Annotated in this window: 10 protein-coding genes and 1 tRNA gene; 9 read left to right on the plus strand and 2 right to left on the minus strand. The window is 74.5% G+C overall.

The window, feature by feature from the left end:
• Window positions 1–21 precede the first annotated feature (21 nt).
• Entirely contained in the window at window positions 22–309 is a 288-nt protein-coding gene (locus I8D64_RS05035) for a hypothetical protein (RefSeq protein ID WP_200501418.1), read from the minus strand.
• Window positions 310–339: 30 nt separating this feature from the next.
• Window positions 340–1,935 carry a glutamyl-tRNA reductase gene (locus I8D64_RS05040; RefSeq protein WP_200501419.1) on the minus strand — a complete coding sequence of 532 codons (1,596 nt, stop codon included), beginning with the start codon at window positions 1,933–1,935 and terminating at the stop codon, window positions 340–342.
• A gap of 143 nt (window positions 1,936–2,078) precedes the next feature.
• Here I8D64_RS05040 and hemE point away from each other — a divergent pair, with 143 nt between their 5' ends.
• From hemE to I8D64_RS05085, 9 genes are all read left to right on the plus strand, one after another.
• The gene (gene hemE, locus I8D64_RS05045) at window positions 2,079–3,257 is read left to right on the plus strand and encodes a uroporphyrinogen decarboxylase (RefSeq protein WP_200501420.1); all 1,179 of its coding nucleotides are present in this window, start codon (window positions 2,079–2,081) and stop codon (window positions 3,255–3,257) included.
• Window positions 3,254–4,735, plus strand: a complete 1,482-nt coding sequence (locus tag I8D64_RS05050; RefSeq protein WP_200501421.1) for an FAD-dependent oxidoreductase — start codon at window positions 3,254–3,256, stop codon at window positions 4,733–4,735. The genes hemE and I8D64_RS05050 overlap by 4 nt, the downstream gene beginning before the upstream one ends.
• Window positions 4,732–5,496 (plus strand): hydrogen peroxide-dependent heme synthase, encoded by a 765-nt coding sequence (gene hemQ / locus I8D64_RS05055; RefSeq protein ID WP_200501422.1) that lies wholly within the window; start codon window positions 4,732–4,734, stop codon window positions 5,494–5,496. The genes I8D64_RS05050 and hemQ overlap by 4 nt, the downstream gene beginning before the upstream one ends.
• 76 nt (window positions 5,497–5,572) lie before the next feature.
• Entirely contained in the window at window positions 5,573–6,901 is a 1,329-nt protein-coding gene (locus tag I8D64_RS05060; protein ID WP_200501423.1) for a ferrochelatase, read from the plus strand.
• Entirely contained in the window at window positions 6,898–7,974 is a 1,077-nt protein-coding gene (hemC, locus tag I8D64_RS05065) for a hydroxymethylbilane synthase (protein ID WP_425490268.1), read from the plus strand. The genes I8D64_RS05060 and hemC overlap by 4 nt, the downstream gene beginning before the upstream one ends.
• Complete coding sequence (locus I8D64_RS05070; RefSeq protein ID WP_200501424.1) at window positions 7,971–8,879, plus strand: uroporphyrinogen-III synthase; 909 nt, start codon at window positions 7,971–7,973, stop codon at window positions 8,877–8,879. The genes hemC and I8D64_RS05070 overlap by 4 nt, the downstream gene beginning before the upstream one ends.
• Window positions 8,880–8,991: 112 nt before the next feature.
• Window positions 8,992–9,951, plus strand: coding sequence for a porphobilinogen synthase (hemB, locus tag I8D64_RS05075; protein ID WP_246482784.1), 960 nt, complete (start codon window positions 8,992–8,994; stop codon window positions 9,949–9,951).
• A 115-nt stretch (window positions 9,952–10,066) separates the two neighbouring features.
• Window positions 10,067–11,449 (plus strand): glutamate-1-semialdehyde 2,1-aminomutase, encoded by a 1,383-nt coding sequence (hemL, locus tag I8D64_RS05080; protein WP_200501426.1) that lies wholly within the window; start codon window positions 10,067–10,069, stop codon window positions 11,447–11,449.
• Between the two features lie 342 nt (window positions 11,450–11,791).
• Window positions 11,792–11,865, plus strand: a tRNA-Met gene (locus I8D64_RS05085).
• Window positions 11,866–12,330 lie beyond the last annotated feature (465 nt).

Genomic DNA, 12,330 nt, shown 5'->3' on the forward strand with positions numbered 1-12,330 from the left:
CCGCCCCCACCACCACCGACCTCAGCCCTTCTCGCCAACGCTTTCGATGAGGCGCCACACCTCCGCCTTCGCCTCCTCGGCGCGGGCGGTGCGCGGATCGTCCCCGGTGAGCTCGCGGCGGCAGTCCTTCACGAGCTCCTCGACCTGCAGGGCGGCGTCCTCGGCGCGGCCCTCGCGGGCGCAGGCGATCGCGAGATCGGCGCGCACGTCGATGACGGCGGCGTCGAAGGCGTTCGGGGCGTCGGCACCGGTGAGCATGGCCGCGAGGCGCGAGTAGAGCTCGGCCGTGGTGGGACTCGGCGTGGTCATCGGGTCCTCCGGATCAGGGGATGCGACGGGTCAGGACCGGCCGTGGCCGACCTGCTCGAGGAACGCCTGCTGCTGTGCGGGCGTGAGGGGGCAGGCCGAGGGATTCTGGCGCACGTTCTCCTGCACGCCCATGCGCGCCAGCCTGGCGAGCGCCTTCATGGTGTCGGCGGTCGGCGCGGCAGGCGCGGCTCCCTCTCCTGCTGCCGTCCCGTCGGCCCCCGACACGGCGGCCGTCGACGCGTGACCCGTCGACGCGGAACCGGCCCACGCGGCGTCGGCCGGCGCACCGGGCGTCTCCCCCGTCAGCAGGGCGCCCTCGCGCACGGCCTCCGGTGGGACGGTGCGGTCCAGCCGCACCCAGGGGCTCGCGAGGTGGTCGCCCTCGGCGGGGGCGTCGGCCTCCCCGAGGTCGACGCCGAAGATGGTGTGGAAGGCCTGCACGAACTTGTCCGCATCGCCCTGCTCGGCGAGCTCGCGGGCGCGGGCCGTGGGCGAGTGCATGACCTTCGCGAGGATGCGGCGAATCGACCGCTCCACGTCGTCGGCCTCCTCGCCCTTGCCGCCGCGGCGCAGCCGCGCGACCTCGGAGTCGGTCGCCTCGCCCAGCGAGCGGCGCAGCGCGGCCATCGCCGGGTCGACGCGCCGGTACTCCTGGCGGGCGGTGAACTGGGCGACGCCGTCGGCGATGATCTGCCGGGCCGCCTCGAGCACGGGGGCGGCCTCCTCGTCGATCTCGATGGTGAGGTCGGAGAGGTCGAGCACCTGCACATCGTTCAGGTGACGCACCAGGGGGTGCAGGTCGGAGTGCAGGGCGAGGTCGAGGATGAGCGTGGGGCCGACGTCCCGGAAGTGGTCGGGAAACAGGCTCGTGCCGCGGCCGGAGCAGGCGAGCACGAGGTCCGCCTCGCGGATCGCGGTCCCGAGCTGGTCGGCGCGGATGGCCTCGATGCCGTGGCGCTCGGCGAACCCGAGGGCGCGCCCGGAGCCGGAGTGCACGCGCACTCGGCCCGCGCCGCGGCGGGTGAGGTCGGCGACGCCCAGGCGCGCATAGGCGCCGGTGCCGATGACCAGCACGTCCTTGTCCTGCAACGGCCCGATGAGGCCGACGGCGTGGTCGAGCGCGATCGCGACGCCCGAGCGGCCGGCCGCACCCACCGGGGTGCGGGAGGCGACCCGCTTGGCGAAGCGGAAGCCGATCTGGAAGAGGTCGTTGAGCTGCGCGGTGGTGTGGCCGGCGCCGCGGGCGGCGTCGAAGGCCGCGCGTACCTGGCCGGCGATCTCCGCCTCGCCGAGAACGACGGAGCGCAGCCCCGCGGTGACCTCGTAGAGGTGCTCGGCGACGGGCGCGCCCATCGCGGTCTCGAAGCACACGGAGACCAGTTCGGCGTCCAGGCCGCTGGTCTCGCTCACGGCCTCGACGACGAGCTCGAGCCCGTCGTGGAAGCGCTGGGTGTCGAGGTAGACCTCGAGGCGGTTGCACGTGGACATGACGACCCAGCCGTCGAGCGGGCCCCCGTCGGCATTGAGGTTCTCGATGACCTCGGGGAGGTCGGCCGCATCGCGGGTGAGCACGTCCAGCACCCCGAGATCGAGGTGCTCATGAGTGGCACGGACGGCGGCGAGCATCACTCCATGGTAGGCCCGGGCCGCCGCCGGGCCGGTGAGGTGTTGACCACCCCGGGACCTTCCTCCCGCGGACCGCCCACGGGCTGGGGGCACAATGGCAGAGCACGGCGATCGTGCACGTCAGAGCCACTTTTCACGACAGGATGTCAGATCAGATGAGCCCCGCCCCCGCCGCCCGTCCGGGCACTGCGCAGGCCCCGCAGGCCACCGCGCAGGACACCCCGACCCTGGTGCGTCGGCTGCGTGGAGAAGCCGTCGACCCCGCGGCGCCCGCATCCGTGTGGTTCATGCGCCAGGCCGGCCGCTCGCTCCCGGAGTACCGCGAGGCCCGCGAGGGCACCGGCATGCTCGAGGCCTGCCTCATGCCCGAGCTCGCCGCCGAGATCACCCTGCAGCCCGTGCGCCGCCATCGTGTGGACGCGGGCATCTTCTTCTCCGACATCGTCGTGCCCGCGAAGATCGCCGGCCTCGCCGTCGAGATCGTCCCCGGCCGCGGCCCCGTCTTCGACCACCCGATCCGCACGGTCGCCGACATCGACGCCCTGCCCCCGATCGACGACTCCCTCGAGGACTCGCTCGAGCCGATCCGCGAGGCCGTGCGCCTGGTGACCGCCGAGCTCGGCGCGACCCCGCTCATCGGCTTCTGCGGCGCCCCCTTCACCGTCGCCTCTTACATGGTCGAGGGCGGCCCGAGCCGCGACCACCTGCGCACCCGCGCCCTGATGCGCGAGGACCCCGCCGCCTGGGACCGCCTCGCGGGCTGGGTCGCGGAGCTCTCGGGCCGCTTCCTGCGCGCCCAGGTCACCGCGGGCGCCCAGGCCGTGCAGCTGTTCGACTCCTGGGTGGGCGCGCTCTCGGCCGAGACCTACCTGACCCATGTCCAGCGGCACTCGGCGGCCGTGCTCGACGCCGTCGCCGACCTCGACGTGCCGCGCATCCACTTCGGCGTGGGCGCGAGCCACCTGCTGCGCGAGATGCACGCGGCCGGCGCGACCACGATGGGCGTCGACCACCGGATCACCCTCGACCAGGCCATCGACCTCCTCGGCGGCGACGTGCCCGTGCAGGGCAACATCGACCCCGCCGTGCTGTTCACCGGGGCCGACGCCCGCTACGCGGAGGCCGACGCGGTCCTCGCCCGCGGCGCCTCCGCCCCCGGCCACGTGGTGAACCTCGGCCACGGCGTCCCGCCCGACACCGATCCCGGGGTCCTCACCGACCTCGTCGCCTACCTCCACGAGCAGTCCCCTGCGGCCGGCGAGCCGTCCTCGACGGGCCAGGCCCCGAGCACCCCGAGCACTCGGGAGGCCGACGCGCTGTGAGCACCCGTGTCCTCGTCCTCGGCGGAGGTCTCGCCGGGCTCCTGGCCGCGCGCCGGCATGCGCGCGGCGGGGCCCGCGTCACCCTCGTCGAGCGCCGTGAGGACGTGGGTGGGGCCGTGCGCGGCGTCGACCTGGGCGGAATCCTCGTCAACGCCGGCGCCGAGGCGTACGGCACAGGCTCCGGCGCGGTCGACGCACTGCTCAGCGACCTCGGCCTCGGCGAGCACGTCGTGACCCCCCGCGCCGGGCTCGGCTCCCGCGTGGTCTCCGACGCCGGCGCGCTCGTCTCCCCGCCCGGCGGCCTGCTGGGCATCCCGGGCGACCCGCTGTCCCGCGAGGTGCGCGCGGCGCTCGGCACGACGGGCGCGCTGCGCGCCTGGGTCGAGCGCCTCCTGCCCGCCTCCTTCGGCTTCGCCGACGGCGTGAGCGTCGCCGAGTACGTGCGGCGCCGCATGGGCGCCCGCGTCGCGGAGCGCCTGGTCAGCCCGATCATCGGCGGCGTGCACTCGGCCGATCCGCACACCCTCGAGCTCGCGAGCGTGCTGCCGCGCCTCGAGGAGACCGTGCGCGAGACCGGGTCCCTCGCCGCGGCCGTGCGCCGCCTGCGCCCGCAGCCCCATGCCTCCGCGGGCACCGCGGTGCGGGCACTCGATCCGACGATGGCGCTGCTGCCCGGCGCCCTCGCCGACGACCTGATCGCCCACGGCGGCACGATGCTCGGCGGAACCCGCGCGGTGGGCGTCCGACGGGGCGGCACCGACGCGGCCGACGCCCAGCCGGACGCCCCCGACGCAGCCTGGCAGGTGCGTCTCGAGGGCGCGCACACCGGTACGCTCGCGGCCGACCACCTCGTGATCGCGACCGATCCCGGCACCGCCCGCGACCTGCTGCTCGGGAACGGGGCCGCGGAGGCCGACGGCTCCGATGCCGACGCCGATCTCGCGGAGGTCGCCCGGGCGATCCCCTCGAGCCCCGCCGTCGCCGTCCGCCTCGTGCTGCTGGCGCTCGACGCCCCGCAGCTCGACGCGTTCCCCTCGGGCACGGGAGCGCTGGTCGCGCCGGGCACCCGCGGGATCCGCGCGAAGGGCCTGACCCACGCGAGCGCGAAATGGGAGCACGTCGAGCGGGCCGCGCGCGAGCGCTTCGGACCGCACTCCCACGTGCTCCGCCTGTCCTACGGACGCCCCGGCGAGGTGCTGCCCGGGGACGACGCCCTCACCGACGAGCAGGTCACCGACCTCGCCCTCGCCGACGCCTCCGCGATCCTCGGCACCGCGCTCTCGCGCGAGCAGCTGCGGGCCGCCCGCACCGTCACCTGGCGGCGCACCATGCGGCAGGCCCGCCCCGGCCACCGCGCCGCCCTCGAAGACCTCGACCGCATCCTCGGCAGCGCTGGGCTGCCGCTGGAGCTGACCGGCGCATGGCGCGCCGGGACGGGGCTCGACGCCCTCGTCCGACACGATGGAAGGACATCATGAGCAGCGAAGACACCCACCAGGCCTCGTCGGCCCCCGCGGCGACCGCCCCGTCGGCCGCCTCTACCCCGTCGACCCCGTCGGCCCCCACCGGCGGCGAGACGGTCCGGTACACCTCCTACACGGTCTTCACGCGCGTCGAGGCGGCCGACGCCCCGCGCGAGCAGGTCGCGGCGGAGGTCGCGAAGGTCGTGGCAGCGATCGAGGCCGAGGGCACCGTGGTGCGCGGCATCTACGACGCCTCGCTGTTCCGCGCCGAGGCGGACCTCATGCTGTGGATGCACGCCGAGACCCCCGAGGCGCTGCAGGACGCCCTGCGCCGCTTCGAGCGCACGCGCGCCGCCGAGGGCCTCGTGCGCTCGTGGTCGGCCGTCGGCGTGCACCGCGAGGCCGAGTTCTCCCGGTCCCACGCCCCGGCCTTCCTCTCCCCCTCGCGCACCCCGCAGCAGTGGGTCACGGTCTACCCCTTCACCCGCTCCTACGAGTGGTACCTGCTGCCCGACGAGGAGCGCCGCGACATGCTCATCGAGCACGGCACGCTGGGCCGCACCTACCCGCAGGTCCACGCGAACACCGTTGCCGCGTTCGCTCTCGGCGACTGGGAGTGGCTGCTGTCCTTCGAGTCCGACGACCTCCACGACCTCGTCGACATGATGCGCGCCCTCCGCTACACCGGCGCCCGTCTGCACGTGCGCGATGAGCTGCCCTTCCACGTGGGCCGCCGCCTGGCCGCCGCCGACGACGTCGCCGCCATCCTCGTCTGATCCCGTCCCGCACCCACCCGATTCCCTTCCGCCCCGGCCGCCCCGCCGGAGCATCGACTGCGACCCGGAGGTCACCATGCTCGAGAACCCCGCACCCCTCCCCGACGACGTCCCGTACGACGCGATCCTGTTCGCCTCCTTCGGCGGACCGGAGCAGCAGGAGGACGTGGTGCCGTTCCTGCGCAACGTCACCCGCGGGCGAGGGATCCCGGACGAGCGCCTCGAGGTCGTCGGCGAGCACTACCGCAAGCTGGGCGGGCGCTCCCCGATCAACGACCAGAACCGCGACCTCATCGCCCGCTTCCAGCGGGCGCTCGCAGCGGCCGGCATCGACCTGCCGGTCTACTGGGGGAACCGCAACTGGGCGCCGTTCACGAGCGACGTGGTCGGGCGGATCAGCGCCGACGGGCACCGCCGGGTGCTCGCGGTCGCCACGAGCGCCTACTCCTCCTACTCCTCGTGCCGCCAGTACCGTGAGGACTACGCGAAGGCGCTGGTCGCGAACGATCTCGTGGGTCAGATGGAGATCCAGAAGATCCGCGCCTACTTCGACCACCCCGGATTCCTCGAGCCCGTGCGCGACGGGGTGCGCGCGGCGATCACGCAGATGCGGGACGCCGGCCACGACGCCTCCCGCACCCGGGTGCTGTTCTCCACGCACTCCATCCCGCACGTCATGTCCAGCGCCTCCGGGCCCGCGGAGAAGGACGCGCAGGACCCGTCGGCGGGCGATGTGGGCGGCTGGTACGTCGCCCAGCACCTCGCGGCGTGCCGCTGGGTGATGGAGCAGCTCAGGGCGACCGGCGGCGCATCGGCCGGCGCGCGCCCGGGCGACGCGGCCCGGGCCGACGGAGGTGCAGCGGCCCTCGGCGTACCCGACTGGGAGCTCGTCTACCAGTCCCGCTCGGGCGCTCCGCACGTGCCGTGGCTCGAGCCCGACATCAACGACCGCCTGCAGGAGATCCGCGAGAACGGCGAGGCCGACGCGGTGATCGTGGTCCCGATCGGCTTCGTCACCGACCACGTCGAGGTCGTCTGGGACCTGGACACCGAGGCCGCCGAGACCGCCGAGGAGCTCGGCCTGGCATTCACGCGCGTGGCGACCTCCGGGACCGACGAGCGCTTCGTCGAGGGCCTCGTGGACCTCGTGCGCGAGCACGTCGAGCCCGGCCACAGCCCCCGCGCGGTCACCGACTTCGGCGTCGTCGAGGACACCTGCGGCGCCCTGTGCTGCCTGAACGGCTCGGCGCACGCCCGCCCCGTCCCCGTCGAGGGCACGCCCCTGGACACGGTCGAGCAGATCGCCCTCGCCATGCGGGCCGACGAGCACATGCGCGCGCTCATCACCGAGGAGCAGGCCGCGCACGCCGAGCAGTCGCGCGCCGGTTCCGAGGTGCCGGCGTGAGCGCCGAGCAGCACAGCGCGACCTCCGCGCGTGCCGACGCCGCCCCCGCGCGTGCCGACGGGGCCCTCCTGCTGCGCGTCGGCACCCGCGGTTCCGACCTCGCCCTCGCCCAGTCCGGCCAGATCGCCGGACGCGTCGCGGGCGAGGACCGCGTCGAGCTCGTCCGGGTGCGCACCCACGGGGACGTCGACCGCACCAGCCCGCTCGCGCAGATCGGCGGCACCGGCGTGTTCGTCACCGCGGTGCGCGAGGCCCTGCTGGGCGGGGCGGTCGACGCCGTCGTGCACTCCGCGAAGGACCTGCCCACAGCGCCGGTCCCCGGCATCGTGATGGCCTGCATCCCCGAGCGCGAGGACCCCCGCGACGCCCTCTGCGCCCGCGACGGCCTCACCCTCGAGACGCTCCCGCAAGGAGCGAAGGTCGGCACCGGCTCCCCGCGCCGCGCCGCCCAGCTGCGCCGCGCCCGCCCCGACCTCGAGGTCGTGGGCATCCGCGGCAACGTCGAGACGCGGCTCGCCCGCGCGCTCGGCGAGGGCGCGGACCTGGACGCCGTGGTGCTCGCCGCCGCCGGCCTGCTCCGCCTGGGCCGCAGCGAGGTGATCAGCGAGCTGCTGAGCCCCGACGTGCTGCTGCCCGCGCCCGCGCAGGGCGCGCTGGCCGTCGAGTGCGCCGAGAGCTCTGCCGGCGCCTGGTTCGAGTCCGAAATGCGCGCGGCCGACCACGCCCCGACCCGCGCGGCCGTCGCCGCCGAGCGCTCCCTGCTGCGCACCCTCGAGGCCGGCTGCTCGGCACCCGTCGGCGCCCTCGGCACGGTCGCGGGCGCGGACGCGGGCTCGAGCTCGGACGGCGCCGACGACGCCTCCGAGGGGCCCGTGCTCACCCTGCGCGGCCTCGCGATCTCCGAGGACGGCACCCAGGTCTTCGAGGGCACCCGCAGCACGCCCGTCGACCTCGCCGACCCCGCAGCACTCGAGGCCGACGCGGTGCGCCTCGGGCAGGACCTCGCCGCAGACCTCCTCGAGGCCGGCGCCGCCCGTGTGCTGAGCGCCGCAGGGGGCGACGCCGCATCGTGAGCAGGGACCGCGTCCTCCTCCCCCGCCCCGAGGGGCGCGGGGACGACCTGACCGACCTCCTCGAGATCGCCGGCTACGACGTGGTGCGCGCGCCCTTCGTCCGGATCGAGCCCGCACCCGCCGCGGACCTCGCCCCCGCCCTCGACCGCCTCGCCCGCGGCGAGTACGACCTGCTGGTCATCACCAGCCCCGCGACCGTGCGCTCGCTCGTCGCCGTCGGTCTGCAGGTGCCCGAGGGCACCGAGGTCGTCGCCGTCGGCGGCGCGACCGCCCGCGCCCTGCACGAGGCCGGCCTCGAGGTCGACCTGGTCGCCGAGGGGTCCGGTGCGGCGCTCGTCGAGGCGGTGCGCCGCTGTCGGGAGGCCGTGGGCTCGTCGGACCAGGACACGAACCCGGAACTGGGCTCGGTCTCGAGGTCGGTCTCGGACTCGACCGCTCCCGCTCCGCGGGTGCTGCTGCCGGCCTCATCGGCCGCCGCCCCGACCGTCCGCGAAGGCCTCGAGGGCGCCGGCATGCGCGTCGAGCAGGTCGACGCCTACCACCCGGAGCACGCGCCCCTGCCCGCGGAGGTCGAGCGCGACCTGCCCGGCGGCGGCTTCGACGCGATCGTGCTGACCAGCTCGATGATCGCCCGCCGCGCCGCCCAGATCGGCGTGCACCCGCGCACCGCCGTCATCGTCATCGGCCGCCCCACCGAGAAGGCCGCTCTCAGCGCCGGGCTCCGGGTCGACGCGCGCGCCGAGCACCCCGACGCCCCGTCCCTCGCACGAGCCGTGCACCTCGCGCTCGCGCCCGAGACCACCGCTCTCCCAACCACCAGCACGACCAGCCCCACGATCCCCGCCGGCCACACCAGCTCGACCAGCCCCACCAGCTCGACCAGCCCCGCCGCCCCGAAGGAGTGACACCCCGATGACCTCCATCGACCCCGATCAGCGCGTCGCCGACTACCGCGCCCAGCTCCCCGCCCACCTCTCGCCCGCCCGTCGGGCCCGCCGCCTGCGCACCACCGAGGCCATGCGCTCCCTGGTGCGCGAGACCACGCTGCGGCCGTCGGACCTGGTTCTGCCGATGTTCGTGCGCGAGGGGATCGACGCGCCCGTGCCGATCACCTCGATGCCCGGCGTCGTCCAGCACACCGAGGACTCCCTGCTCGAGGCCGCCCGCGAGGCCGCCGACCGGGGCGTCGGCGGGATCATCCTGTTCGGCGTCCCCGCGACGAAGGACGCGGTGGGCTCCGCCGCGAGCGATCCCGACTCCTTCGTGAACCGGGCGATCGCGCGCCTCGCCCAGGAGATCGGCGAGGACCTCGTGATCATGGCCGACCTGTGCCTGGACGAGTTCACCGACCACGGGCACTGCGGCATCCTGGACTCCCGCGGCCGCGTCGACAACGACGCCACTCTGGTGCGGTACCGCGAGATCGCCCTGGCGCAGGCCCGCGCGGGCGTCCACATGATCGGCCCCTCGGGAATGATGGACGGCCAGATCGCCGCGATCCGCGACGCCCTGGACGAGGGCGGCTTCGAGGACGTCTCGATCTTCGCCTACAGCGCGAAGTACTCCTCCGCGTTCTACGGCCCCTTCCGTGAGGCCGTCGACTCCTCGCTCGAGGGCGATCGCCGCACCTACCAGCAGGATCCCGCCAACGGCGGCGAGGCCCGCCTCGAGGTCGAGCTCGACGTGGACGAGGGCGCGGACCTGGTGATGGTCAAGCCCGGCATGCCCTACCTCGACGTGCTGCGCGACATCGCCGAGTCCTCCCCCGTGCCCGTGGGCAGCTACCAGATCAGCGGGGAGTACGCGATGATCGAGGCCGCGAGCGCGAACGGCTGGATCGACCGCGACCGCGCCATCATGGAATCGCTGCTCGGCTTCAAGCGCGCCGGCGCCTCGACGATCCTCACCTACTGGGCGTCCGAGGTCGCCGGCTGGATCCACGACGGCCTGCCCGCCCACCTGCGCCCGTTCGTCTGAGACCCCGCTCGACCGCCGGCTCTGGCACTGGCTCGAGCACTGGCTCGAGCTCCGCTCGACGTCCCGGCGCTGCCCGCACTCCCACCCGTCCGCACTCCCCGAAGGAGACAGCCCCATGACCCTCGACGAGTCGACCTCCGAGTCCCTGTTCGACCGCGCCAAGCAGGTGATCCCCGCCGGCGTGAACTCGCCCGTGCGGGCCTTCGGCTCCGTGGGCGGCACCCCGCCGTTCATCGCCTCGGCCTCCGGCGCGCTGCTCACCGACGCCGACGGCCACGAGTACGTGGACCTCGTGGGCTCCTGGGGGCCGATGATCCTGGGCCACGCGAACCCGCGCGTCGTCGAGGCCGTGCGCGAGGCCGCTGGCCGCGGCCTTTCCTTCGGCGCTCCGCAGACCGGGGAGGTCAGCATCGTCGAGGAGCTCGTGCGGCGCGTGCGCCCGCTGCAGAAGGTGCGCCTGGTCAACTCCGGTACCGAGGCCACCATGAGCGCCCTACGGGTGGCCCGCGCCGCGACCGGCCGCGACGTCGTCGTGAAGTTCGCCGGCTGCTACCACGGGCATGTCGACGCTCTCCTCGCCGAGGCCGGCAGCGGCGTCGCCACCTTCGCGATGCCCGGCTCCGCGGGAGTCACCGAGGGCACCGCCCGCGACACGATCGTGCTGCCCTACGGCGACCGCGACGCCGTGACCTCCCTGTTCGCCGAGCGCGGCGGCGAGATCGCCGCGATCATCACCGAGGCCGCACCCGCGAACATGGGCGTGGTGACCCCGCCGGAGCACTTCAACGCCTTCCTCGCCGAGACCGCCCACGCCGCCGGCGCGCTGCTGATCACCGACGAGGTGCTCACCGGCTTCCGCGCGAGCGCCGAGGGCTACTACGGCATCGACGGGCCGACGGCCGGTGGGGCGGGGTCGACTCCGGCCGGCGGGGCGGGCACGGCCGACGGGGCCGGATCCGCTCCGGCCGGCGGCTCGGACTGGGCTCCCGACCTCATGACCTTCGGCAAGGTCATCGGCGGCGGTCTCCCGGTGGGGGCCTTCGGCGGCCGCGCGGACCTCATGGACCTGCTCGCGCCGCTCGGCCCCGTCTACCAGGCGGGCACGCTCTCGGGGAACCCGCTCGCCACGGCCGCGGGCCTCGCGACCTTCGCCGGGCTCGACGACGCCGCGTACGCCCAGCTCGCGCGCACCTCCTCGACCCTGCAGTCGCTCGTGGCCGACGCCCTCTCCACCGCGGGCGTCCCCCACGTCATCCAGACCGCCGGCACCCTGTTCTCGGTGTTCTTCCGTGAGCAGCCGGTGACCACCTACGACGACGCGAAGGACCAGGACACGGCCGCGTTCGGCCGCTTCTTCCACGCGCTCCTCGAGGGCGGCGTCTACCTGCCGCCGTCGGCCTTCGAGGCCTGGTTCGTCTCCACCGCGCACGACGAGCAGATCGTCGACCGCATCGCCCAGGTCCTCCCGGCCGCGGCGCGCGCGGCAGCGCAGGGTTGAGGGAGCGGGGTTGAGCGGGCTGGGCCGGGCTGAGCAGGCTGGGCGCGCCGGGCTGGGTTGAGTGAGCGCGCTGGGCTGAGCAGGCTGGGCTGAGCGGGCGCGCCAGGTCGCTCGGGGCGGGGACCGGACTCGAGTTCGAGTTCGAGTCCAGGTTGGGCGCCGGTCTCGCTGTGCGTCGCCGTGTGTCCCATGGGTGGCACGGCACGGGGCTCCCTGCGCACCATGGATGCGCGTCCTCCTCGGGGATGGCGCGCATGGCCGCCGACGTCGATCCCGCGCGTCGGTCGCCTCGCCGGGATCCCTCGTCGACCTCGACACGAGTTCTCGGCGTGCAGGCCGTCCCGCTCCGTAGCTCAGCCCGGTAGAGCAGCTCCCCCATAAGGAGCGTGTCGCAGGTTCGAATCCTGCCGGAGTGTCCGCCGCCCGGGTGCTCGGCGCCCGGATGCACGGCGCCCGCTCACCCGGCCCAGTCCCCGCCCGGCGTCGGTTCGCACGCTGGGGCCGTGGGGCCACAAGGGAAAGCGTTGAGTGCTGCGTAGTCGTCGTTCTGAGCGCCCATAACGACCGGTATGCAGCACTGTTCGAGCCAGTACCTGGTCCGCATCACCCTTCGGGCCGATTTCGGGCTGGCCGGACCGTTGAGTGCTGCGTAGTCGTCGTTCTGAGCGCCCATAGCGACCGGTACGCAGCACTGTTCGAACCAGCACCCGGTCCGCATCACCCTTCGGGCCGATTTCGGGCTGGCCGGACCGTTGAGTGCTGCGTAGTCGTCGTTCTGAGCGCCCATAACGACAATTGCGCAGCACTGTTCGAGCCAGCTCCGGTTCCCAAGCACTGTTCGGGTCAACACCGGGGCCTCGGCGAGGTTCGGGGGGCATCAC

Origin of the sequence: Brachybacterium halotolerans (assembly GCF_016623465.1) — a bacterium.
GTDB lineage: Bacteria > Actinomycetota > Actinomycetes > Actinomycetales > Dermabacteraceae > Brachybacterium > Brachybacterium halotolerans.